The 24,089-nt window shown below is 65.0% G+C and carries 18 protein-coding genes; 9 read left to right on the top strand and 9 right to left on the bottom strand.

Annotation, left to right across the window (positions count from 1 at the left end):
• Positions 1-37: 37 nt before the first annotated feature.
• Positions 38-508: a hypothetical protein gene (locus ABTV10_RS27830; protein WP_499035557.1), complete on the top strand. Its 471-nt coding sequence runs from the start codon at positions 38-40 to the stop codon at positions 506-508.
• A 3-nt stretch (positions 509-511) separates the two neighbouring features.
• Positions 512-1,771, top strand: a complete 1,260-nt coding sequence (locus ABTV10_RS27825; RefSeq protein WP_499035556.1) for a zeta toxin family protein — start codon at positions 512-514, stop codon at positions 1,769-1,771.
• A gap of 686 nt (positions 1,772-2,457) precedes the next feature.
• On the opposite strand, the gene ABTV10_RS27820 is transcribed toward ABTV10_RS27825, so the two are convergent.
• Both ABTV10_RS27820 and dnaE read right to left on the bottom strand, forming a co-directional pair.
• Positions 2,458-3,006, bottom strand: a complete 549-nt coding sequence (locus ABTV10_RS27820; RefSeq protein ID WP_499035555.1) for a hypothetical protein — start codon at positions 3,004-3,006, stop codon at positions 2,458-2,460.
• A 230-nt stretch (positions 3,007-3,236) separates the two neighbouring features.
• Positions 3,237-6,797, bottom strand: coding sequence for a DNA polymerase III subunit alpha (gene dnaE / locus ABTV10_RS27815; protein WP_499035949.1), 3,561 nt, complete (start codon positions 6,795-6,797; stop codon positions 3,237-3,239).
• Between the two features lie 137 nt (positions 6,798-6,934).
• On the opposite strand from dnaE, the gene ABTV10_RS27810 reads away from it, so the two are divergent.
• A complete protein-coding gene (locus tag ABTV10_RS27810) occupies positions 6,935-7,891 on the top strand; it encodes a LysR family transcriptional regulator (RefSeq protein ID WP_499035947.1) in 957 nt (318 codons plus the stop codon).
• Positions 7,892-8,009: 118 nt separating this feature from the next.
• Here the strand turns inward: ABTV10_RS27810 and ABTV10_RS27805 are convergent, their stop codons facing one another.
• The 3 genes from ABTV10_RS27805 to ABTV10_RS27795 all read right to left on the bottom strand — a co-directional run bounded on the left by ABTV10_RS27805 (position 8,010) and on the right by ABTV10_RS27795 (position 9,907).
• Positions 8,010-8,516, bottom strand: a complete 507-nt coding sequence (locus ABTV10_RS27805) for a hypothetical protein (RefSeq protein WP_499035554.1) — start codon at positions 8,514-8,516, stop codon at positions 8,010-8,012.
• Between the two features lie 387 nt (positions 8,517-8,903).
• Entirely contained in the window at positions 8,904-9,089 is a 186-nt protein-coding gene (locus ABTV10_RS27800) for a hypothetical protein (RefSeq protein ID WP_499035553.1), read from the bottom strand.
• Between the two features lie 530 nt (positions 9,090-9,619).
• Positions 9,620-9,907, bottom strand: coding sequence for a hypothetical protein (locus ABTV10_RS27795; protein WP_499035552.1), 288 nt, complete (start codon positions 9,905-9,907; stop codon positions 9,620-9,622).
• 825 nt (positions 9,908-10,732) lie between these two features.
• Between ABTV10_RS27795 and ABTV10_RS27790 the strand changes: the two genes are divergently transcribed.
• The gene (locus ABTV10_RS27790; protein ID WP_499035551.1) at positions 10,733-11,065 is read left to right on the top strand and encodes a hypothetical protein; all 333 of its coding nucleotides are present in this window, start codon (positions 10,733-10,735) and stop codon (positions 11,063-11,065) included.
• 1,267 nt (positions 11,066-12,332) lie between these two features.
• On the opposite strand, the gene ABTV10_RS27785 is transcribed toward ABTV10_RS27790, so the two are convergent.
• Positions 12,333-12,752: a hypothetical protein gene (locus ABTV10_RS27785; RefSeq protein WP_499035550.1), complete on the bottom strand. Its 420-nt coding sequence runs from the start codon at positions 12,750-12,752 to the stop codon at positions 12,333-12,335.
• A gap of 1,580 nt (positions 12,753-14,332) precedes the next feature.
• Between ABTV10_RS27785 and ABTV10_RS27780 the strand changes: the two genes are divergently transcribed.
• The 3 genes from ABTV10_RS27780 (at position 14,333) to ABTV10_RS27770 (ending at position 18,333) form a co-directional block, all read left to right on the top strand.
• Entirely contained in the window at positions 14,333-15,187 is an 855-nt protein-coding gene (locus ABTV10_RS27780; protein ID WP_499035549.1) for a hypothetical protein, read from the top strand.
• A 737-nt stretch (positions 15,188-15,924) separates the two neighbouring features.
• Positions 15,925-17,658: an ATP-binding cassette domain-containing protein gene (locus ABTV10_RS27775; RefSeq protein WP_499035548.1), complete on the top strand. Its 1,734-nt coding sequence runs from the start codon at positions 15,925-15,927 to the stop codon at positions 17,656-17,658.
• A gap of 183 nt (positions 17,659-17,841) precedes the next feature.
• Entirely contained in the window at positions 17,842-18,333 is a 492-nt protein-coding gene (locus ABTV10_RS27770; protein ID WP_499035547.1) for a hypothetical protein, read from the top strand.
• A gap of 109 nt (positions 18,334-18,442) precedes the next feature.
• Here ABTV10_RS27770 and ABTV10_RS27765 read toward each other — a convergent pair whose 3' ends face one another.
• Positions 18,443-19,588, bottom strand: a complete 1,146-nt coding sequence (locus ABTV10_RS27765) for an FAD-dependent monooxygenase (RefSeq protein ID WP_499035546.1) — start codon at positions 19,586-19,588, stop codon at positions 18,443-18,445.
• 36 nt (positions 19,589-19,624) lie between these two features.
• On the opposite strand from ABTV10_RS27765, the gene ABTV10_RS27760 reads away from it, so the two are divergent.
• Positions 19,625-20,230 (top strand): TetR/AcrR family transcriptional regulator, encoded by a 606-nt coding sequence (locus ABTV10_RS27760; protein WP_499035545.1) that lies wholly within the window; start codon positions 19,625-19,627, stop codon positions 20,228-20,230.
• Here ABTV10_RS27760 and ABTV10_RS27755 read toward each other — a convergent pair.
• Positions 20,183-20,824, bottom strand: coding sequence for a TetR/AcrR family transcriptional regulator (locus ABTV10_RS27755; RefSeq protein WP_499035544.1), 642 nt, complete (start codon positions 20,822-20,824; stop codon positions 20,183-20,185). The two genes, ABTV10_RS27760 and ABTV10_RS27755, sit on opposite strands and share 48 nt — an antisense overlap.
• A gap of 187 nt (positions 20,825-21,011) precedes the next feature.
• Between ABTV10_RS27755 and sdhA the strand changes: the two genes are divergently transcribed.
• Positions 21,012-22,763, top strand: coding sequence for a succinate dehydrogenase flavoprotein subunit (gene sdhA, locus ABTV10_RS27750; protein WP_499035543.1), 1,752 nt, complete (start codon positions 21,012-21,014; stop codon positions 22,761-22,763).
• A 532-nt stretch (positions 22,764-23,295) separates the two neighbouring features.
• Here sdhA and ABTV10_RS27745 read toward each other — a convergent pair.
• On the bottom strand, positions 23,296-24,087 hold the full coding sequence (locus ABTV10_RS27745) for an SMP-30/gluconolactonase/LRE family protein (protein ID WP_499035542.1): 792 nt from the start codon (positions 24,085-24,087) through the stop codon (positions 23,296-23,298).
• Positions 24,088-24,089 lie beyond the last annotated feature (2 nt).

Raw genomic sequence — 24,089 nt, 5'->3', positions numbered from 1 at the left:
ACGGAATATAGGATTTCCTATAGAGGGAGGGAGTGACATGACAATCAAAATGGACCCCGAGCAGCTGATCGCAGACCTGCGCCGGCAGAAGGCCCGGGAGACCGCCGCCCACATCGCGTATCTGCGGTGCCTGCGCCAGCTCCACGAACGCGGGTACACGCAGGTCACGCTGGCCAGGATGGTCAAGGTCAGCCAGCCGACGATCAGCGATATGCTCCGCCGCGCCCGCATCGACGCACCCGATGTTCGCCCCGGCACGCACGGCGGCACCGCCTACGAGATCGCGGCCCGCTACGCCGCCGGCGAGATCGACCGCGCTGTCGCACTGCGCGAGCTGATCGGATGGCAGTACGAACCACCCGCCGACCCGAACCCGTTCGAGTGGGTGAACGACGGCGCCCCTGTGGTCGAGGGCAGCTTCAACTTGCAGATCGGCCGTGCGCTGCGCGACGGGCTCCTCACCGACGAGGACTACGACGCCCTCCTCGATGCCCTCGCGGACGACTGACCTGTGCCGACAGCCGACGAGATCGAGGCCCGCCGCGTCTACCTCGCTTCTCTGTCCACCCGGGACGCGGACAGTCCCCTCCAGCCCGACACCCCGCACGCCTCGGTGAACAATCGCCGATGGTTCCGGCACATCGACGGCAAGCTGACTCCCACACTCCGCCGCGCGAGGCTGCACGAGCAGATCCTCGAGCAGTGGCGGGAGTCGAACCCGAACGTCGCAGCGGAACGGATGGCCATCATCATGGCCGGCCCGCCCGGCGCCGGTAAGTCCTCGACACAAGACCAGCTCTTCGACGGGCTGGATCGGAGTCAATGGCGCGAACTCGATGCCGACGTGTTCAAGCGGGACCTCCTGAAGGCGGCGGTCGCGGACGGCACACTGCAAGAGCTGCTGCCGCCGCATCTGCGCGCGCGGCCCGGCGAGGCCAGCCGCTTCTATCCGCTCGAGCTGTCCGCTCTCGTGCACCGCGAGTCGACGGACTTCCTCTTCGATGCCGCTATGCGCGAGTCCGTTGCCCGCGGCGAGAACCTCATGATCGACGGCACCCTCTCGTGGAAGGCCCACGCCGAGAGACTGGTTGGCGACCTGAGCCGGGCCGGCTACACGATCCGGGTCGTCGACGTCGAAGCCCCGCAGGAGGTGGCGGCGGACCGGATCGTCCACAGATGGCGCCTGGGCCTCCAAGGTGCCCTCGAACACCCGGCCGACCCCACCGCTCAACTCGGCGGCCGATGGGTGCCCGCGACCGCCGTCGCCGGCCTGTTCACCGAGTTCCGCGAACCCGACAAGTTGCCGCTGCACGGCAAGTCCGTCACCGAAGTCAACGCCTTAGAGGTCAGCGCAGCACACACCGCGGTCACCCAGTACGACCTGTACCGGACAGCGGCCGCCGATCTGCCCGCCGAGCACGTCGAGCGGCGTGAGCGCCTCGCCGAAGGCGGGCGGCTGACCGTGACCTGGACCGCCGCCAGCACGACACCACAGCCACGCGAGGCCGAGCACCGCGAACCAGTCAGCGCCATCGTCGAACCCAGCGAACTGATCACTGTCTTCGGCGATGCCATCGTCGAACCGACCGAACCGATCGCCGAGCGGCCAGTCGACGAAAGTGTCGCCCGTGGTCTCGGTGCCGGCACAAATCTCCGGCCGCTACGCAACCTACGCAGGTCCGAACCGAAGCCCGACCACCGCCCATCGGTCGACGAAAACCGCACCGCGGAGCGAGACCTCGGACTCGGAGACGGCGAACGCGCCCTCTGACCCAGACCAGCGACGACCACAGAACACCTAGCATCGACCAGATAAGGTGGGGCGAGTTCTATCTGCTCGCCCCACCCTTCTGTATGGACCGACGTTTCCGTTCCAGGGGAGAACGGTCGACCGCCGCGCAACCCGCCTGGCCCGCAGTCGCCCGATGGACCTGATCATGACAATGGAAGCGCGCGGCACGAACGGGCGCGACAAGGAACGTCTGGTCGACGTCACGCAGATGTACCGAGAGCCACAACGCTATTCGTGATGCATTGCCGTGCGAGAGCAGGTTTGGGACGCGCCGATCCGCGCACCACGCTTCTGGCAGCAGTGGATCGACTAGTTCATCGACCATGATGGCGTCGGGGCAGCCCGACGGGATTCCCTCACCAGCGGCGGCTACGACGCAGCACCGCCTTCCGTCCGCCCCTACCGAGGATCGTCCCGTCGCCTCCATCCACGCCCCCTGTTGTGCCCAGCCGGCAGCGCGCTGGAGATCTCAGATAGCCGGGACCTGCGGTGAATGGATCCACCTGTCGCGCTTCCTGATTCCAACTGGAAACAAGCGGAGAAGCCCGGCGCAATGTCATGGCGCCCAGCTGTCGGTGGCCGGCCCCTGTAGGCACGAGTAGCCCGCCCGCCCGGGGCTACTCACTCAGTCGCCCGCCCGCGCGTCGAGTATGGCTGCATAGTCCTCACTGGTGAGGAACCCAGCACGCCTTGCGCGGCCGATCTGGCTCCTGAAGCTGCCCCCTGACCAGCGGTGCGCCACAGCCGTTCAACCACTGGAACGGCTCCGACGGCGGGCGCTGGCGCTCGTACTGCCACTCGATGAGTTCACGCAGCGCAACATCCCGCTCGAACTCACCGGCCGCGCCCCGGGCAGCGATCTCGTGCATGGTGCCGCCATGCGTGCCCGGACGCACATCCGGCGCATAATCCGGGAGCGACGCAGCATGCCACTGATCCCCGATTCGCCAACGCCGACGATCTCCGTCAGTTGAGTCTGCGTGTAACCGTTTTCGTGAAGCCGGCGCACATCCCGCAGCCGAGCGATCCTGGCTACGGTCCCCCCGCGCCTTCTGTCGCCCCAGATCGGCGACGAGTTCCTCAGTATCCATCGCGAACGTCATGCCCCAGCCCAGAGAAGAGATGAGCAGCAGAGGCTGTTCCGGTACCGGGCGCCGGTGCGGCACACGCCCCGCAACCGCCACGATCGTCAACGTCGTCTTGATGATCCCCACTGGGAATCCTCACTATCCCCCGCCGCCACGGGCCGGTGGCAATGCCTCGACATCGCCTTGTCGACGAATCGGAAGTCAATCTGATAGGCCGGTTTGTGAGCCACACATTCAGCGGTGGATGCGTCACATGTCCTTCGAAACTCGATCCACCGAGGTAGAGGTGACGCTCGGTGTCCTAGATGAGTCCCGCTCTGACCGGGTACGGATGCGGATGACAATCCCTACCCGTACTACGCATTCGCCGCGGTGGCAGCTGTTGTCAGGCAATTGGCTCCGAACAGGGCCTTGAGATCCCCGAGTAGGGCTGGATTCTTGTGGACCCGGAATCTCGGGTCTGTTGCCCACCGTGTGGTCGTCGTGCCGGTCAGCACGATGTGTACGTCGGTCTCCCCGGGGTGACGCTGCAGGACGTCGCGGAGGGCTTCGATGTTGGGGCGTGTGCACGCGTGGACTGGGAGGGTGAGGGTCATTGGGGCTGAGGATGGTGCACCGTTTCCCAGGTCGGGCGTGGAGATGTCGACTGCGACGACTGATGTCCTGCCTTCGCGGATGTTGGCGTTCGCGGTGACGAGTAATACGGAGTCCTCGGTGAGGGCGTGTTGGAAGGTGGTGTAGGTCGGGGAGAAGACGAGTATCTCGGTGGCAGCGTCGAGGTCGGAGATCTCGACGATGGCCCAGGGCTCGCCCTTCTTGTTCACGCGGCGGTCGACCGCGGCGACGATGCCGCCGATCACGATCTTCTGGCCGTGGCGAATCCTTCCGGCGTGCACGGCTGCGATCGAGGTGTCAGTGAGCGATGTGAGCGCTGCGGCGATGCCGTCGAGGGGATGACCTGACACGTACAGGCCCAACATCTCGCGCTCGAGTGCGAGCTTGTGCTTGGTGTCCCACTCCTCGTCGGGCACCTTGACGTTGAACACGGACGCGATCGACTCGTCGGCGTCTTCCCCGCCGAACAGATCGAACTGGCCCATGGCCTCGGCCTTCTTGGTGCCCATCACCGCGTCGATCGCGTCGGCGTGCACCAGCATCAGGCCCTTGCGTGGATGCCCGAGCGAGTCGAATCCGCCTGCCTTGATGAGAGATTCGGTGACCTTCTTGGAGCACGCCAGCGCGTCGATCTTGTTGAGGTAGTCGGAGAAGTCGGTGAAACTCCCCTTCTCCTCGCGCGCCGCGATGATCGACCCCACCACGTTGGCGCCGACGTTGCGCACGGCGCCGAGACCGAATCGGATGTCGTCGCCGACGGAGGCGAAGTCGAGGCGGGAGGCGTTGACGTCGGGCGGGAGCACGGTGATACCTCTCTTGCGGCAGTCGGACAGGTAGACCGCCGTCTTGTCCTTGTCGTCGCCGACGGAGGTGAGCAGTGCGGCCATGTATTCGGCCGGGTAGTTGGCTTTGAGGTAGGCGGTCCAGTACATGACCAGGCTGTAGCCGGCGGCGTGTGATTTGTTGTAGGCGTAGCCGGCGAACGGCAGCACGGCCTCCCACAAGGCGGTGACTGCCTCGTCGCTGTAGCCGTTGCCGCGCATACCGTTGCGGAAGTTCTCGAACTCGGCGGCGAGCACTTCGGGCTTCTTCTTGCCCATCGCGCGGCGGAGCAGGTCTGCCTGTCCGAGCGAGTAGCCGGCCACCTTCTGAGCGATCTGCATGATCTGCTCCTGGTAGACGATCAGCGCATACGTCTCGCCCAGGATCTCGCGGAGCGGTTCGTCGAGTTCCGGATGGATCGGTGTCACGGCCTCACGGCCGTTCTTGCGGTCCGCGTATGCCCAGTGCGCGCCGACGCCCATCGGCCCGGGCCGGTAGAGGGCGTTCGATGCGATGAGATCGTTGAACTCGGTCGGCGCCATGCGGAGCAGAAGCTCACGCATGCCCGCCGAATCGAGCTGGAAGACACCGAGATTGTCGCCGCGGGCGAGCATCGCATAGGTAGCTTCGTCATCCATCGCGAGGGTGTCGAGGTCGAGGTCGATGCCGCGGTTGGCCTTGATGTTCTCGATCGCGTCACCGATGACGGTGAGGTTGCGCAGACCGAGGAAGTCCATCTTCAGCAGGCCGATGGCCTCGCACGACGGGTAGTCCCAGCCGGTGATGATCGCGCCGTCCTGCGCCCGTTTCCACACCGGGATGGCGTCGGTGAGCGGCTCGCACGACATGATCACCGCGCACGCGTGGACACCGGCGTTGCGGATCAGGCCCTCGAGTCCGAGCGCGGTCTGGTAGATCTTCGCGACGTCCGGGTTGGACTCGATGAGCGCCCGGACCTCGACGGCCTCCTTGTACCGCTCGTGCTCGGGGTCGGTGATGCCCGCCACCGAGATGTCCTTCGCCATGATCGGCGGCGGCAGCGCCTTGGTGATCTGGTCGGCGATCGCGAAACCGGGCTGGCCGAACTGGACTCGCGCCGAGTCCTTGATCGCGGCCTTGGTCTTGATGGTGCCGAACGTGATGACCTGCGCGACCTTGTCGCTGCCCCACTTCTCGGTGGCGTAGCGCACCATCTCGCCGCGGCGGCGATCGTCGAAGTCGATATCGATATCGGGCATCGACACGCGCTCGGGGTTGAGGAACCGCTCGAACAGCAGACCGTGCGGGATCGGGTCGATGTTGGTGATGCCCATCGCGTACGCGACGAGCGACCCGGCCGCGGAGCCTCGGCCCGGGCCGACGCGGATGCCGACCTCGCGGGCGTGGTTGATCAGGTCGCCGACCACGAGGAAGTAGGCCGGGAAGCCCATCTCGTTGATGACGCCGATCTCGTAGTCGGCGCGCTCGAGGTACTCCTGCGGCGGACCGGACGGGAAGCGCCGATCGAGACCGCGCATCACCTCGTGCCGCAGGAAGGTCTGCTGCGTGTGGCCGTCGGGCACCGGGAAGATCGGCATCCGGTCGCGGTGCTGCCACACGTCCTCGTACGGCTGCACCCGCTCGCCGATGAGCATCGTGTTGTCGCACGCGCCCGGCACCTCGGCGTCCCAGATCGCCCGCATCTCCTCGGCGGACTTGAGATAGTAGCCGTCACCGTCGAACTTGAAGCGCGTCGGATCCGACAGCGTCTTGCCGGTCTGGATACACAGCAGCGCCTCGTGGTTCTCGGCCGCGTCCTTGGTGACGTAGTGGCAGTCGTTGGTCGCCAGCGGACGGATGTCGAGCTTGCGGCCGATCTCGAGCAGGCCCTCCCGCACCCGGCGCTCGATCGACAGCCCGTGATCCATCAGCTCGAGGAAGAAGTTGTCCTTGCCCCAGATCTCCTGCCACTTCGCGGCGGCCTCGAGGGCCTCGCGGTCGTGGCCCAGACGCAACCGCGTCTGGATCTCGCCGGACGGGCAGCCCGTCGTCGCGATGATGCCCTCGGCGTGCTGGGCGATGAGTTCCTCGTCCATGCGCGGCCACTTGCCGAGCTGACCCTCGATCGACGCGAGCGACGACAACTTGAACAGGTTCCGCAGACCCGTCGAGTTCTCCGCGACCATCGTCATGTGCGTGTACGAGCCGCTACCGGAAACATCGTCGGACTTCTGGCTCGGGTCGCCCCACAGCACACGCTTGGTGTTGAACCGCGACTCCGGCGCGATGTACGCCTCGATACCGATGATCGGCTTGATGCCGTGCTTCTTGGCGGCGTTGTAGAACTCGCTGGCGCCGTACATGTTGCCGTGGTCGGTCATGCCGACCGCGGTCATCCCGAGGCGCTCGGCCTCCTTGAACAACGGACCGACCTTTGCCGCACCGTCGAGCATCGAGTACTCGGTGTGATTGTGCAGGTGAACGAACGCCGACCTACTCATGGTCACCCCACTCGACGCTAGGAACGCTAGTTGGTTGTCGGGCACACCCCGACTCCGGCAGGTATATGACCAGTTACAGTCCCAATACGTCGAACAAGCGACACGCCAGAGGCGACAACTAGTGGATGTGGAAGCAGGTGGCAGGCTTGGATCTTGATCTGTCCGCGGTGCGAGCGATGGTCGCTATCAGCGACGAAGGCCAATTCGGTCTGGCCGCGTCGGTGCTGGGCATCAGTCAGCAGGCAGTTTCCAAGAGAATCGCAAAGCTCGAGGGCCAACTCGGCGCCCAACTATTCGACCGCCGGATCGGCAACGTCGCGTTGACCTCGCATGGTGCCCGCTTCCTGCCGCACGCGCGCTCGGTGCTCGCGTCGGCCGACGCCGCGGTGTCAGCAGTACTCGATTCGCAGGTACTCCGCGTCGCCGTGCACGGCACCCAGATCGCCGACGCGAATCTGATGCGGTTCTACCTCGAGAAGCACCCGGACGCCGAGATCGAGCTCATCATGATGGGCCCGTCGAAGACATCACGAGACGCCGTGATCGACGGCCGCGTGGACGTTGCCTTCGCCCGCGAACACTGGAGCATCCACCCCTTGCCGGCGCACATCACCGCGGCACCCGCCTACCTCGACGCTCTGTATCTGCTCGTCGGTCATGGCCATTCACTCGCAGGCCGCGACCACGTCGACCTCCGCGACCTCGACGGCCTCACCGCGTGGGTTCCCGGTGCCGGCTTCGACTCCGAAGTAGCCGACTTCTACCACCTGCTCAGCGACAGCTGCGGCATCACGATCACGACCGAGCGGCACCCCGGCGGTATTGGGTTCCCGAGCATTGTCGACCGCATCGCGGACTCGACGACGCTGGTCACCTTCGGTGGTGAAGGAACCACGACGCCGTGGCATCCAAACATCCGCCGCATCCCCATCGTCAACCCCACACCCGCCTACCCCATGGCACTGCTCTGGCACGAGGCGATCACCACCCATCCACAGCTCAACTCTCTGATCGACTTCGTCACCGACAGCTACAACGGCAACGCCATCAGCACCCTGTGGATACCAGAACCAGACCGTGCATTGTTCACGTGACGATCGCCGCACGCCAGGCGCGTTCTCCGATCTCGCATGCGCTCTGTCGTCTAACCGCGGAAATGAACTCCGTGGTTTGACCTTGGCGTCGGCACGTGTGGGCTGTCGCTGTGCTCCGTCACCGCGATGGGCAGGTGATGGTACCGACCACGGTCGTGGGTGATCCGTCGTTCCGATTGTCTTCTGCCGCATTGATCATCGCGAACGCCACCGCGGACTGGTCCTCGCTGGATTGCACGACAACGCTTTGGGGTTCGGGTGCCGCCAACTGGACGTATGTGCCAGTCGAATCCGCGAAGCCAACCACAACCTGCGAGGTCCATTCGACCCCGTTCTCCAACTGCGGCCGGTCGGAGAGAAGCACGGAAAGGCTGTAGTAGTCCGCGGTCGGATAGTTGTCGGCACCGGAGTACTGTCCTGCTGTCGGCGTTGTCACCGTGTATGTCTGACTGTTGTTTTCGGGGTCGTGGACGCACGTCAGATGTGCTGGATCGTTGGTGATTGCGGTTCCTGACCACAAGCCATCGAGTGTGAACGTCGCGCCCGGGCTCGTCGAGGTGGGGAGTTTGGGCACCTCGGGTAGATCCCGTGGCCCAGTGCGGCCGTTATTCGTGAATACCGCCACGGATGTCTCAGGGTATGGGTTGACTGCTTCCTGCGCCGAGCACGCACTGATGAGCCCGAACGCGAGAAGCGATATCCATACCCGACAGCGGTTCGTGTGGTGCGTCATTCGGCGCTCAGGGCTGCAATGAGTCACGGCCATGGGTGAACACTCGCATGCACTCGGGTTGATGCCCAACCCGGGCGGCGAGGGTACCGAACTCGATACGCGCGTGCGGAGCGGTCGGGTGGCGGATAACGGGGGTTCCCCGCCGACCGCTCCCCTGGCACTGGCTCAGCACTTGCCCGGCAGGTTGGTCTGATCCCGCGCTCGAGAAAAGATCTCTGCGGCGATCTGCGGGAACTGGCTGCAGAGCTGGCTGGCGGAGGACGCTCCATGCGGGCCGGATCAGCTGTACCGGTGCTCCTGCCGCGCACGAAGCACAGCCAGGGCCGATACGAGCGCCGCAGCGAGTTCATTCGAAGCATCCGGGGTCAGCGATACCGTGACTTCAGCTCCGTCGAAGCCGACAGTGTGAATCGTCAGCGAATCCCGCTCGAGCTGAACCCGGGTGTCGTCGTCGACATCCCACACACATCCCAAGTTCGTCGCAGGCGCCGGCCGAACCTGGATCGTCGGCGTCGGAGCCGCGGAAGGTCGTGCCGGAACGAGGAACAACGGGAGAAGGCGCTGCGTCGACGACCGGCTCCGCCGCTGGGTCTCCACGATGTCGATCGCAGCCGTCATGGCGCCTCCCTGCACCTCGTCCTACCGCGTTCCCCCTGACGATACGAGAACTTGGACGTTCGCCCACAACAGAACGGTTGAAATCGAGGGTGAAATCTTGTGCCGCGACGTAACACTGGCGCCATGTCGTGATTGAAGTCTCGATAGTCGATGGCCGTCTGCTCTTGTTGGCTCGTGCGGAGCAGTCCAGGACGGAGGAGGCCCGGAATCTACTCCGGGGCTCGAGATGCCCGAGGACTGCCAGTCCATCACTAGGGGTAGCGGCCGTGTCCGACGTCGTCGTGGAATGGAGGCGTCCCGTGCGCGAGCCAGGGCCCGTTCAGCGCCCAGCGCAGCGCTGCGCCAGGTTTTGAGGCTGTCAGCACAAGGAAGCGTAGCTAGCCCGGGACCTGAGACATCGGCTGCGCTCGAGGCGCCGCGACCTTCGGAACGAAGTCGCCCTCACCGAAGCTCAGCACTTCACCGGTCTTTGCGTCCAGGAGCACGGACGCGGCGTTCGACGACTTCAGAAGATCCCACTCTTCGTGCGACATCTTTTCCAGCAGACCCGAGCTCGGGTCGTTAGCCTTCATGATCGCGTTCTCGATCGCCGCGACACTCGTGTCCGGTGCGCCCCGATCCGACGCACCGGGCGCAGTATGTGCGGGCGCGAGTCCGATGGCCATCGCCGCCGCCCCTGAGGCTCCTGCGACCACTCCGAAAGCCCTCCGCATTGACTTCACAGATTCCCCCTCTGTTGCAATGGATTCGAATATCTCACCACCGTAGGGGAATTCCGCATGTGTGGAGACTGCCTGACAATGCAGATCGGTGAGGGTGACCCGATGGGACTTCAGCCGGGCCGTGACTAAGAGACACCTCGCCAATCGCGACGCCGTCCGGTGTGCCGCACTCCGCCAGGCTGCGCCCGTCGCACATATGCCTGATCGCATGCGCTTCGTCCGCCCTACACGGCCGACGTCGCGATGCTGGCTGTCATGACATGTCCCTCGGCAGGCACCGCTCACCGCACGGTGGGGATCCGGACGCTCGCGCAGTTCGGCAGGTAGGTGGTGCAACGCAAATGCAACGGTGACCATGGGATCTTCTCAGCCGAGGTGGTCCCACTCGTCGGGGGTGGGATTACCTTCTGAGACGCGGTGCCCGGGCACAGTCGGGGGTGAGCCCGGGCACCGCGCAGCCGACACTAACCACCAGCGCCGCATCGCGTGGCGAATGTGCTCCAACTCTCAATAACTCCTCGCATGTCCGGGTGACACGCGCATCTCGTCATCTCGATGGCGCGGCCGAGGTGCGGTACCGCCCTAGTTGCACCCGGTCGCCAGGTGGGCGCCAGGCGGCGGACCGTCGGGAGTCCGCCCAGTGCTCTGCGGCGTCGACGACAGGTTGCAGTCCTCGAGTCAGGATTCCTGTGTGGCAGCGCGTTCAGCGTCGCTGGTGATCCGCCCGTCAGGCCACCGGTCCACAGCATCCCATTAGGACGTTCGACCATGCTTCGCTTTGCCGCGGGGGTGCGGCCTGACGAACGTCCGCCAGATGTCCCGCTCGCCGCATCCCGCACGCACACACCGTCGGTAGGCGCGCTGCCCGGCAATCTCTGGCAGAACGTTCTGCTGGCAATATCGCGTTGGCCAACAACGCGCAGGAGCAGAGGCAATGGGACCTATACCGATAACCGGGATCTGATCGACTCCACAATCGAGAGGTGGAAGACCCGGAGTCTGCTCGACGACAAGTTCCAGCTCTTCGAAGGCGACCAGCACACGCCGTGGGCGTTGAGCACGATCGAGGAGGTCAACCGCCGATTCAACGGCAACCCCTGAGGGCCAGGCCGGCGGCGGCCGATTCGCTTCGAAGTGGGGGAACAGATGAGCGGCAAGAACCAAAGCTGCATGCATGGTTGCGTTGTGGGCACGGGCAGCGCGGCGCCCAGAACCCGCGCGGTGCCGTTCCCGCGCAATGGGTCTGCCGGTTTCGCGAGCGTTGACGCCACTGACGATACGAGTAGCGTGGGCAGTGTTGCCCCGCAGATATCGATACCTCCCGACGGGGCGGCAACCCGCAGCGACGCCAAACGCATCGTGCGCGGCGGGGTTGTGGGTGTTGAGCGGCGTCGCGTGACGGGCGATTTCCTCGGCGCCGCTCCTCGAAACTCTTTCCCCTGGACTGATTGTCCGATAGGTTCGGTTCGCCACATTGCACCCCCGAAGTGCAATGCGGCGCGGGTGGGGCGGGTACGGGTTGTCGCCAGTTTCCGCCCCACCCTCCCGGGCGCGCAACGCCCTAATCGTCTGCTGCTACTTCCGCCAGCGAGTGTTCACCGAAGTCCAGCGGCCCATCGCGGTCGGGCACGTACAAGATCACGCCACGCTCGCGGCATTCATACCTACGGTGCCCGCCGCGTCGGTGCATCCACAGGCCATCCAACCGACGACGACGCGGGTCGGTCCGAGTCGATGGCCGCGCGGGCAGCAGTGGCATGTGCGATCGCAGCTCGACACGCGACCACTTTCGTACATACGTTCCCCTGAGCTGAGAGGGGCTTTCTGCGACCTGATCAGGGACTTTGCGTTGAGGGCAGTGTCCGGGACGCAATAGTCAGCTCGGCTCGGCGTTGGCCGTGGGCAAGGGCGAACTGGTGGCGGTTCCGGTCTGCGTTACCGCCAACATTAAGAGCGTTGGGATGATGCGAGGGCCGCGCAGTTCATCATTTTCTCGGCTGCGCTAAGCGACATTTCCGCGCGGGCGGATCCGGATCGCAACGCCTTCGAGGCGACCAACAAGTTAGCCAGGACGGCCGGGACCGAGATCCGGCCATCGCCCGGACTATGGCATCGACGGTGGCGCGGTGCGGTTAGGGTCTCGGTCGTTCTTCGCTTCTATCTAGTAGCAGTACCCGCCAAGCCAGCAGGGGGCATGGTCTCGGATCCACACGGCTATGTCCTCCGGGACAATCACCCTCGGCATGAGCCACCAGATCAGCGGGAAGTCATCAACCGGATGAATCATCTCGAACACCTCCGGTAGCGGAGTGGCCAGAAGTATCGCCCCCGAGGATCGTCACGTCTCTCGGACCCGCGGGCCGTTCGTCTATGGAACGTAGACGGTTACGACGCCCGGTGTGTATGGGCCGGCGTTGGAAGTGGCGGCGACGACGACCTGTCCGGGCCCGGTCGGCAGGACCGCTTCCGGGTATCCGTCCATTCCAGCCGACATCCGGGCGGTGCCGGAGGCTCCGCTAGACAGGTTCAGCCAGTGCATGTCGCCCGGGCGTAGGCACTTCCACCAGCCTTTTTTCGGGCCGGTGATTGTCACCGTCCCAGGCTGTTCGCCGACCACGGCCACGCAGCGGATGGTGGGAACGTCGAGGCTGCCGTATGGGTTTCCGTACGGCGCTGGGTTGATCTGGAACGGAACGGTGACCGCGGCGGAGGCGGTGGCCGCCGGCGCCAGAACCGAACCGGCCACGATGGCCGCGCAGGCGACCGATCGGCGAACGAAGTCGATCATGGTGACCTCCAGGAACAGTCGGGGCCAGGGTTGGTCACTCTTGATCCGAATCCCCCAGAGCACGTTCACCAGCGCCTTGCCGCTGCTGGTCGTTGAAGAACGGTAGGTACGTCAGCCAGTAGACAACTACGGCCAGTCCATCTCGATCAGCCCCTAGTCAAGGAGTTGAGGAAATCGACCACGGCAATCACCACGGGCACGAGCGGCCCCCACCATGCGAGGTCGAACGGGTACGCGATCATCGCCATTTACCTCCAAAGTCAAACATGCTGGCCCGCTGTCGGTTCGGTCGATCAATGGGTTACCGGTGGCCCCACCAGTGGCTCCCACACAAGCCAGGCCTGGTACAGCACCTCGTAGAGCCACTGCGGTATGAGGATGCCGTTGAGTGGCACCAGGGAGTTGTCGATCATGGTGACCTCCAAGGAGGCCAGCAACCCCCGGATTTGCTGGCCCGCTGTCGGTTCGGGTTAGTGCGGCGGGATGCCCCACAGCCAGAGCTGGTACACGATGGCGTAATACCACTCCGGTACCGGAATGATGTCGATCATCGGTCATCTCCTCCTATGGGCAGTATCCGCCGAGAACGCGAAGTTCGTGGGGGATCACCTCCCTGTGACGCGCTGAAGGCCGCGCAGACGACGGAGGGTGGCCGCTGGGTGCGCGCCGGCCCGTGACCGGACCGGCGACGCGTGCCGCTGGCGGCCCGCCGTGGCGACCGTCCCGTGCCCGTTGGTCTCTGCCGCTCGTATCCGGGGCTCCAGGGAGAACTCATCCCCGCTATGGGCAGTAGCCACCAGCCCAGCAGGGCCAGAATTCGAGGAATCCGTGCTCGGTCCCACTCGTTGAAGAACGGGGGAAGAGGAACCAGTAGATCAGCGGGTAGTCGGTCTCGTACACCTCCAGGTCCGTCGGCTACGGCGCCAACCATGTACACATTGGAAACTCGACCCAGTGCGGGTCCCGTCGAGGACATCCCCAGAGAACAATCATTACTCAAAAAGTGGGCCTGTTCAGCGGCTTTGTCGGCTACATCATGGACACGGCTCCCGTACCCCAGGGGAACATACGTTCGATAATGGGTGTATCGTGTAGGCGTGCCCGAGGGAAGCGGGTGCCGAGCCAGTGGGGCGTTCCAAGGGGAAGTTGGAGCGCCCCACTAGTCGCCCTCGGCGAAGTACTTCTGCATCCCTAATTCCCACAGCGCCAAATGCCATGTCGATATCTCGTCCCCGCGAGGTTGGACGCCACCAGCGTGGAGATGGTTCCACCTGTCGTTCACACTCTGGTTCATTTGTGCGTACGGCCTGCCCACGATTGGCGCGGGCGGAGCCGTCGCGAAGATGCACCCTAAGGCTCGAGTGAGCGTGGTGTCGTTCTTCGCGAACCCGGACCTGCGACTGACCCAGCTCCTCATCTCGCTGGTGAGTACGGGGAAACAATGCCAGCCTTCTTCTACACCGAGGACGACCACATCGAGGCGGCCATCGACACAGCTCTGGAGGCCGGTCTCGGCGGATAGGGTCAGTCGAGGGCCAACAGGCTGACCGGGGACACCATCTACGAAAGGCTGCCGAGTGATGCCGCGAATCGAGAGCTCCGCGGAATGGCCCAGGTGCTGGAACCGTCGGGACTATCCGCTGTGGTTCGCGGCCGTCGGGGCGGTCATGTCTGGAGCACTTGCAATCATGTTCCCGATGGCGACGGGAAGTGTCTACGGGGTAGGCCCGTTCCTCTGTTTCGGATTCATGGGTGTTTCGACTGCGATGGCTGCCAGGCCCCTGAGATCTCAATCCCTTTCTTCCCGAATCCGTCTCGCCCGATTGAATCTGGAGACCAGGAAGATCGACTCGGCGGAGGGAATCGTCGGAATCATGATCCCTGACCATCCGATCACCAGGTGGCGAGACATCTGTGCATGTCTGTTCCTCATCATGCTTGGCCCGGCGTTCGTTTGTATGTCTCAAGACGTGGAGTGGGGCGAGGTTCCCCTCTTCATCAGGATCGGAGCTTGGGCCGGATCAGCGTTCGGCGTCGTCCTATTCCTGGTTCTCTCTGCCAGGGGATCAGCGGCCTTGCACATATCCGAGGTGGGGTACTTCGGGGTGGGCAGGATGCTGAAGTGGGATGAGATCGAGAGTATCGAAGCGACCTCTGAATACCGCAGGATCTCGGACGTCAATTACATCCAGCTGAAGAACTCGGTCCTGATCAAGGATCGGAGCGGGAATCCGTCGAAGTGGTTTCGCAAGCCGGTAGCCATCAAGCTGAATGTGTCGGAGCGAGACGTGGATCCGGCGCTGCTTCTCTGGGAGCTGAACAGAGGTCTTGCGGATCCGGAGTATCGGGTGAAGTTCTCCACCGGAGAGGTCCTCGAAGAGATGCGGTCGTCATTTCCTGGATCGAACCCGTCCACCGCTCGCGGGTTTCGCTGACCCCAAGATGCAGGAGAGCCTGGTTCGGCTTCCTCTGAGGCGGATCTATCCCCCACCCGCCGATGACAGCACCGTGACCGCCTACCTGCGACATTGGGGCGATCTCGCTCCAACAGTTTGCGCCAGGCGATGAGCTCTTCAGGCCGGGAACTTTGTCTGGTCGAGTCGCTAGTATCCGCGCGAGGAGCGGCGAAGATCCCGAGTTGCCCTCGCCCTGACGTAACTCCGCCTGTGCCGGCCGAGGGCCTGCCGGATCGTCTCACCGAGGGCCTACTTTGCCGTCGAGGCTGCGATCGACGCAGCTATGGCTGTCGGTCTGCGCGGACAGTGTCAGTCGAAGGCCGTTGCGCGTCCCCTCATTTCGGCGACAGGCTTCCGAGACCGGGCTTCACGCGTTCGTCGTCCTCAGCGACTACCCCGCGCCTTTGCTCGAGACTCTCATTTTCGTGTCGGATGACGGACCGTGCCCCGCGAATGTCACCGCTGGCCGGTGAGGTGAGCGTCGTGATAATCGTGCCCGGTTGGCATCGCGCGGTGGCGGGAAATTCGGTGGAGGCGGTTTGGTGGCTCCGCTATGCTCCTGCACATGTTCGCAAGCACCGGGTTCATGAAGCCGTGGTCGCACCGCTGACGGCGGCGACCCGACTTTCCACCTTTCTCTGAAGCCGCCGTCCGGGACTTTCACGCCGGGCGGTCACTGAGTGCTGCCCGGCTCCATCTCGAGCTGCGGAGAATCCATGTCTGCTTCCCACACGGGCCGAAATGGCCTGTCCACACCCACTTCACACAGGACCTCCTCACCCACCGACCACCTTCCTCCGGGTGCGCAGGCGCACATCCGAGCACGTTCGGTACACGTCTCCCTCGGATCGCAACCGGTTCTGACGGACGTCTCCATCACGGTGTCCAGCCGCTCACGGCTTGCCATCGTCGGCGAGAACGGGCGCGGCAAAACCACACTCCTGCACGTGCTCGCGGGGATAGTGCAACCTGACGACGGCACGATCAGCAGAGTCGGCACGATCGGTATTGCTCAGCAGGCCATACCTTTCCGCACGGGCGAGACCGTCGGCACTCTGCTCGCCGAAACCATCGAGCCAGCCAGACACGCATTGCGGGAACTGGATGCCGCGGCGGTCCGGCTTGCAGAAGGAGTTCGGGGAGTCGACGACGTCTACGCAGCGGCGTTGGACGCCGCGATTCGGCTCGATGCCTGGGATGCGGAGCGCCGCGTCGACGTCGCGCTGGCCGCGCTGCAGGCGTGCACGGACCGAGAGCGCCCGCTGGAGACGCTGTCGGTCGGGCAACGCTATCGAGTTCGTCTCGCGTGCCTGCTCGGGGCCCCACGGGACATCCTGCTGCTCGATGAACCGACGAATCACCTCGATCGCGGCGGATTGGACTTCCTCACCGAACGGCTCCGCGCCCACTCCGGCGGCCTGGCAATCGTCAGTCACGACCGCGCGCTCCTGCACGACGTCGCCGAGGAGTTTTTGGATCTGGACCCGAGCCAGGATGATCGCCCGCAACTCTTCGCCGGCAGCTACGCCGGTTGGCGAGACGGTCGGCAGCGGGCCCGCGACCGTTGGATACACGAGCACGAGGAGCAACTCGCCGAGCATGCACGACTGCAGGAAGCCGTCGCGAATGCCCGCGACCGACTCAGCACCGGGTGGCGACCCGACAAGGGGCACGGCAAGCACCAGCGCCAGTCCCGAGCACCAGGGTTGGTCCAGTCACTCAAGCGGCGCCAATCCGATCTTGAGGCCAATACCGTCACCGTGCCTGAACCACCATTGCGACTACGGTTCCCCGACCTGACCGTCCGCCCCGGCACACCGCTGCTTCGCCGCGAGGGCATCACCGTGGCAGGCCGACTGGACTCTCCCGTCGAGTTCTCTCTGGATGCGGGTGAACGACTCCTGGTCACTGGTCGCAACGGTGCGGGCAAATCCACACTGCTCGCGGTACTCGCCGGCGAGCTGGAGCCGACCACCGGCAGCGTCCACCACCACGCCATCGCCCGCGTCGCGCTGATCGGCCAAGAAGTTCCGGCGTGGGAACCCGAACTGACCGCACAGGAACTCTACGACCGCCACATCCGGACTCTTAGCCTGCACCTCAATGTCGATCCGCTCCCACTGACATCTACAGGTCTTCTGGAGAAGCGGGCACGAGACGTTCCAGTCGGAAGACTCTCACAAGGGCAGCAGCGCAGACTCCATCTCGCAATGCAGCTCGCTTCCCGGCCCACGGTGCTCCTCTGTGACGAATCGACCAACCACTTATCGGTATCCCTGGTCGACGAACTCACCGACGCACTGTCGGCAACCCCGGCCGCTGTCATCGTGGCCACACACGATCGCCAGATGCTCACCGACCTCGCGCACTGGCCCCATCTTTCCCTGACGGCCGACACTGCCATGGACGAGACCGGGCTGCGACGGCCCGATACCACCACGGCGGGATGATCGACCACGGAACACCAGTCATCTCCGTCGATCTCGCAGACGACGAATGCGTCATCGGACTCGATGACATTGCATCCGCCCCGACAGCACGACCGTACTGACCACGGTGGGGCCGGTGCGAGCGCGCACGCCGCTAACGTCCGGCGCTGCACCTGCATTGGTCCCGCTCGTAGCATGTACCGCATGAGTGTTCCCGGGTTCCCGCGTATCACCTCCGTGGACGAGGACGGGTTCGTCTGCCTCGTCGCCGCAGGCCCCTACGACGGATTCGTCGGCGCAGACTGGGATTTGGACGAGCTCCTGACGCGGTTCGCCGAACAGATGAGCCGCGGTGCACTGTTCATCGCCTACGTGGGCCCCGATGCCGCGGGCGGCGAGCTGCGGATCGTCACGGAGGCGTCGTCGGATCGGGCCACGCGGGAAGCAGCTGGAGTGATCGACACGGGCGACGGTCTCTGGCTGACTGACTACACGCAGCTCACGATGGCCGCGCAGTTCAACGATGAACGACCAGAGCCCGACGATCCCGACTCGCGGCTCCCGGTCCCCGCGGGGCGCTATCGGATCCTGCTCCGCGAGTTCGCATCCAACGACGATCGTGCCTTCGAGCTCGTGGTCTCGCCGGCCGATGGTGACGATACGGTGGAGCACGCCGCGGTCCCATGGTTTGAGTAGGAATTGGCGGCCGACACGACGCCCAGCCGAGCCAGACGCGGGTCGCCGGGCCGGGAGGTCGTCGGCCGGTTCGAGATCATCGGCCGGCCTGCGGCGATACGCAGCAGGGCTATGTCGGCGGCTGCCAGGCCTGCAGGGCCAAGGCTTGTCGGTCCACCAGCGAATCCGGTACGGCACGCATGAGCAGGTCGCGCAGCGGCGTCAGCCAAGGCATTCGTGGATGCGCCAGCGCACCGATCCGCCTGGCCCGCGACGCCACGATTGCCGTCCGGGGGCGGCGGAGGCTGTCGTAGCGTTCGAGTGCTTCGGTCAGATCCGTTGAGCCGTCGACCACTTGCGCGAGGATAGTGGCCAGGGTCGCTGCGTCCTCGAATGCTTGATTCGCTCCCTGACCGAGGTCCGGGGTCATCGCGTGTGCAGCGTCGCCGAGAAGGGCGACGCGGCCTCTAGTGAAGGTCGGCGCTACCTGACGCAAGGCGTAGATGGGTAGCCAGAAGATCGCCTCCTGCGGCGTGGCGCGCAGGATCGGCCCAATCGGGTCGTGCCACTTCTCCAGGAGCGTCAGTGTCTTCTGGAGCTGTGGTTCGCTGGGCGGATCGGGCGGCATGGTCGCGACGGCAAACCAGTACACCCGTCCGTCTCGCAACGGCGCGTACCCGAAGCGGAGCCCTTTGCCCCAGGTCTCCCCGCCGGTGTCACCGAGATCGACCGGTCGGCGAGTGATGCCGCGCCACGCGCCGTAGCCGGCATACTCGGTCCCCGGGTCGTGCGGCCATGAACGGCGAATACGACTTTCGATGCCGTCCGCCGCTACCACCAGGTCGGCGTCGGCCGACTCCCCGGAGGTACTTCGCGCAACGACGTGGTTGTCGTCCTCGTCGATGTCGCTCACGTCGAACGACCACCGAATGACCCCGCGCGGCAGGCAGTCACGTAACGCGTCGAGGAGCTCGGCGCGGTGCACGATGCGTACGTGCTCGGCGACAACGGGGTCCGGGCGACTCATCCATGTGCCGTTGGGCCGGCGAATCCCCGCTTGTCCTGGAGGGGGATGGGGTGCGCAGATGGTCCTCACCGCGTCTCCGGCGCCGATAGCGTCGAGCGCCGTGAAACCGTTGCCGAACAGCGAGAGGCCGGCGCCTTCGGCCGCTGACCCTGCTCGACGCTCGAGCACCTCGACCTCAACACCGGCGGTGCGGAGCCCGATGGCCGCGGCCAGGCCTGCGACGCCGCCTCCGACCACAACCGCCTTCATTGCCGACCGTCCGCGGGTCCGCGGGTGTTCGGCCCGATGAACATGCGTTCCGCAATCCACCTTCTTCTCCACATGGAGAAGAAGGTAGCAAATACAATTCTCCGCATGGAGAATTCCTCACGCGATCGGCTGCTCGACGCCGGCCTGCAGCTTCTCGGCACGGTCGGGGTGGCACGCACGTCGGCCAGGGCCGCAGAGGAGTCCGCCGGCTTGCCACACGGGAGCATCCGGCATCACTTCGGCTCGTACGAGCGGTTTCTGGAGGCTCTGGTCGAGCACCTCCGCGATATCGATCAGCCTCGCGGCGGTGAGACGCTGAGCGAGACACTCGCGCGCTGGTTGGGCCCGGAGCAGACGTTCACCCGCGCCCGGTACGAACTCATGCTCGCCGCACTCAACCGCCCCCGCCTCCGCGAGCACCTGGTCGCCGCCCGTGAGCTGTACGTCAGCGTCCTCGCCTCTGGCGCGGCGACTCGGCAGGCTGCGCGCGATGCCGTGGCAGCACTCGATGGGCTGGTTCTCGATGCGTTGCTGCGCGGCGACACTCAGCTCGACCCGAGTGCTGCGATTGCCGCCATTGCGATTCCGAGTGCCTCAACGTCTTTGAGAACTCAGCACGGAAAGCCAGAGCCGGATCGGTGATCGAAGGTCGGCGATACCGGCTGCGGTTCCGGTCATGATTCCTTGGCGCGAGCGCGATCCATGGAGGCGATCGAACACAAGTCCTTCGAGCAGGATCACGAAATTGCTTGCCGCGCAGGACGGGTCGGACGCACCGAGGTGTGCGATGAGCGCTTCGGCGCCGGGAACCGAGAACAGGCAACTCGCGAGTGCGCTTCGCAGTTCGTCGTCACCGGTGGCGTCGGTGGTGAGCGCGTAGCGGGCCAGTGCGTCGCGTCGGCGTAGGCCGAGTAGCAAGTCGAGCTGCTTCGCGGTCAGGTCGGCGGCGCGGTCGACGTCGAGCGTCGTGTCCGCTGCTTCGAATGTGGCGAGAGATGCCTGCCGGGACAGGCCTGCCAAGTGGGTGATTGCGGCGTTCAGGAGCGCTTGCCGGGTCCGGTAGTAGTACGACGTCGAACCGCGGGCGATGCCCAGGCGGTCGTCGATTCCATAGTGCGTGACGGCATGGTTGCCGCCGGCGGCGGCGAGATCGAGCGCGGCTTCGCATATTGCCCCACGGCGCGACGGTCGTGATCGCGCCGGTGAGGTCGTGTCACCGCTCGTGGTCTGACTCATGTCTGCGTCCTCTCGTTCCTTCGCACCTGCGGGGTCGGCCTTGACTCGTCGTCAGCGAGCCGATTCGGGAAGCGGGGTTGCCGCGTCCGGGGCGCTGACGTTCCGGCCGCCGAACAGATCCTCTATGTTTATAGAGTATTTGTGGTGGGTCTGGATCGGGCATCGCCGATTGGGGAGTGGAGACTTCATGCTGGAACATCGTTATGACGTGGTCATTGTCGGCGCCGGCGGCGCCGGAATGCGCGCAGCCATCGAGGCCGGGCCCCGCGCCCGCACCGCGGTCCTGACGAAGCTGTACCCCACTCGTAGCCACACCGGTGCCGCCCAGGGTGGCATGTGCGCCGCTCTGGCGAATGTCGAGGAAGACAACTGGGAGTGGCACGTCTTCGACACCGTCAAGGGCGGCGACTACCTCGCCGACCAGGACGCGGTCGAGATCATGTGCAAGGAAGCCATCGATGCGGTGCTGGACCTCGAGAAGATGGGTCTCCCCTTCAACCGCACCCCCGAGGGCAAGATCGACCAGCGTCGTTTCGGTGGTCACACCCGCGATCACGGTAAGGCTTTGGTGAGGCGGTCGTGTTACGCCGCCGACCGCACCGGCCACATGATCCTGCAGACGCTCTACCAGAACTGCGTCAAGCACGACGTCGAGTTCTTCAACGAGTTCTACGCGCTCGACATCGCGCTGACCGAGACCCCCGAGGGCCCCGTCGCCACCGGCGTCATCGCCTACGAGCTCGCGACCGGCGAGCTCCACGTCTTCCACGCGAAGTCGATCGTGTTCGCCACGGGTGGCTCGGGCCGCATGTACAAGACGACGTCCAACGCGCACACCCTCACCGGTGACGGCATGGGCATCATCTTCCGCAAGGGCCTGCCGCTCGAGGACATGGAGTTCCACCAGTTCCATCCGACGGGACTGGCCGGGCTCGGCATCCTCATCTCCGAGGCGGTCCGCGGCGAGGGCGGCATCCTCCGCAACGCCGACGGCGAGCGCTTCATGGAGCGCTACGCCCCCACCATCAAGGACCTCGCGCCCCGCGACATCGTCGCCCGCTCGATGGTGCTCGAGGTGCTCGAGGGTCGCGGTGCCGGTCCGAACAAGGACTACGTCTACATCGACGTCACGCACCTCGGCGAGGACGTGCTCGAGGAGAAGCTCCCCGACATCACCGAGTTCGCCCGCACCTACCTGGGCGTCGACCCGGTCACCGAGCTGGTGCCGGTCTACCCGACCTGCCACTACGTGATGGGCGGCATCCCCACCAAGATCAACGGTGAGGTGCTGCGCAACAACGAGGACCACGTCCCCGGCCTGTACGCCGCCGGCGAGTGCGCGTGCGTCTCGGTGCACGGCGCGAACCGCCTGGGCACCAACTCGCTGCTCGACATCAACGTCTTCGGTCGCCGCGCCGGCATCGCCGCCGCCGAGCACGCGTTGAACTCCGAGTTCGTCGAGCTGCCCGAGAACCCGGCCGAGAAGGTCGAGAAGTGGCTCGAGGTCATCCTGTCCGACCACGGCCACGAGCGCGTCGCGGACATCCGCACCGAGCTGCAGCAGTCGATGGACAACAACGCGTCGGTGTTCCGCACCGAGGAGACCCTGACGCAGGCGCTCAAGGACATCAAGGGCTTCAAGGAGCGCTACAACCACATCACGGTCCAGGACAAGGGCAAGCGCTACAACAGCGACCTGCTCGAGGCCGTCGAGCTGGGCTTCCTGCTCGAACTCGCCAAGGTCACGGTCGTCGGTGCGCTCAACCGCAAGGAATCGCGTGGCGGCCACGCCCGCGAGGACTACCCCAAGCGCGACGACGGAAACTTCATGAACCACACCATGGCCTACAAGGAAGGCGACGGCCTGCTCTCCGACATCCGTCTCGACTACAAGCCGGTTGTCCAGACCCGCTACGAGCCGATGGAACGCAAGTACTGATCACCTCTATTTCAGGGCGCGCTCCCCGACCACCCCGATGGGTCCGGTCTGAGATAGGTGATGGTGCGAACATCGGAGACATGCACGGGCGGTCCACTCTACGAGCAAGTTTCACCAATCATGTGAAGAGAGGCGCGAAATGCTAGTGAACGCAATCGAAGTACTACTTGTCCTCTGCGTGCTGCTGACGGGATGGTTCGTCGGCTACGTGATCTATCGGCTCGTGACCGACAAATCGTAGGGCGCGCAGCAGCCCCGCCCTCATCGAGAGCTCAGCATCCGGCGTCCTGCATGCCTTACACCGCAACCGCTCTCACCCGATGACCGCGAGCACCTCCGTTCAACCAGCACCATGCGAACCCCGAATGTGACTCTCATTCGGGAAGGCACTGGCCGGTTGTTCGGAGGCTTGGGGTGCCACGCGCTGCGGCGCGGGAAGACAGACTCCTGCCTCGGCGCTATTCGAGGGCGAGCGTCTCGAATCCGGCAGCGCCATCGTCGAACCCCCGAAGTGGTGCGGTCGATCTATGGTTCAGCTGCGGAATGCGAACGGTTCGAATCCGCCGATCGGCGGCTCGGCGATGTACACCGCTCCGGCGCCTTGTTCCGGCTCGGTGAGCTGATATCGGGATGTGGTGATGTAGAGCTGGTCGAATCGGGGGCCACCGAACGTGCAGGCGGTGACCTGTCTTGCTGGAACGGTGATTTCGGCGTCGAGGCGGCCATGACGGTCGGCGTGGACCAGGCGGCCTTCGTCGAAGAGCGCGAGCCAGACGCCGTCGGCCTTGTCGACGGCGAGGCCGTCGGGGAATCCCAGATCAGCGGTGTCCAGGAAGGGCGTTCTGCTCAGGATGTTCCCGTCGGGCCCCACGGTGATCATGTCGATCCGGTTCGTCAGGCTGTCGACGTAATAGGCGTGGTTACCGCTCTGCGTCCATGCCAGACCATTCGAGCAGCCGACGCCGGACGCGGCGATGGTGGTGGCGCCGTCGGGATGTAGCTGCCATAGCGCACCGGCGCCCGGGACCAAGTCGTAGGACATGGACCCGCACCAGAACCGGCCATCCGGATCGCAGGTTCCATCGTTCATGCGGATGGAGGGATCGGTCCAGCATTCGATGGTGTCGGTAACCGTCCAGTGGTTGTCGAGCAGGGCAAAGCCACGTTCGGTCCCGGCGATGAAGCCGCCGCCTCGTCGCGGGCGCAGGGCGGCGACCACCGGTCCGACGTTGACCCGCCGAGAGACCTCGCCGGCCTCGTCGAGCAGGACGATGTCGCCAGCGAGCATGTCGAGCACGACGAGGCCGTGGCCGTTCAGCCACACGG

Origin of the sequence: Paraburkholderia sp. RHO2, from assembly GCF_050955445.1 — a bacterium.
Lineage (GTDB): Bacteria > Actinomycetota > Actinomycetes > Mycobacteriales > Mycobacteriaceae > Prescottella > Prescottella agglutinans_A.
The sequence above is the reverse complement of the archived record's forward strand: the minus strand, read 5'-3'. Positions and strand labels throughout refer to the sequence as shown.

Coding starts and splice junctions, on each gene's coding strand:
- ABTV10_RS27830 (WP_499035557.1), top strand. CDS start 38: ATGACAATCAAAATGGACCCCGAGCAGCTGATCGCAGACCTGCGCCGG.
- dnaE (WP_499035949.1), bottom strand. CDS start 6,797: ATGAGTAGGTCGGCGTTCGTTCACCTGCACAATCACACCGAGTACTCG.
- ABTV10_RS27795 (WP_499035552.1), bottom strand. CDS start 9,907: ATGGCCATCGGACTCGCGCCCGCACATACTGCGCCCGGTGCGTCGGAT.
- ABTV10_RS27790 (WP_499035551.1), top strand. CDS start 10,733: ATGCTTCGCTTTGCCGCGGGGGTGCGGCCTGACGAACGTCCGCCAGAT.
- ABTV10_RS27785 (WP_499035550.1), bottom strand. CDS start 12,752: ATGATCGACTTCGTTCGCCGATCGGTCGCCTGCGCGGCCATCGTGGCC.
- ABTV10_RS27780 (WP_499035549.1), top strand. CDS start 14,333: ATGCCGCGAATCGAGAGCTCCGCGGAATGGCCCAGGTGCTGGAACCGT.
- ABTV10_RS27775 (WP_499035548.1), top strand. CDS start 15,925: ATGTCTGCTTCCCACACGGGCCGAAATGGCCTGTCCACACCCACTTCA.
- ABTV10_RS27770 (WP_499035547.1), top strand. CDS start 17,842: ATGAGTGTTCCCGGGTTCCCGCGTATCACCTCCGTGGACGAGGACGGG.
- ABTV10_RS27765 (WP_499035546.1), bottom strand. CDS start 19,588: ATGAAGGCGGTTGTGGTCGGAGGCGGCGTCGCAGGCCTGGCCGCGGCC.
- ABTV10_RS27760 (WP_499035545.1), top strand. CDS start 19,625: ATGAACATGCGTTCCGCAATCCACCTTCTTCTCCACATGGAGAAGAAG.
- ABTV10_RS27755 (WP_499035544.1), bottom strand. CDS start 20,824: ATGAGTCAGACCACGAGCGGTGACACGACCTCACCGGCGCGATCACGA.
- sdhA (WP_499035543.1), top strand. CDS start 21,012: ATGCTGGAACATCGTTATGACGTGGTCATTGTCGGCGCCGGCGGCGCC.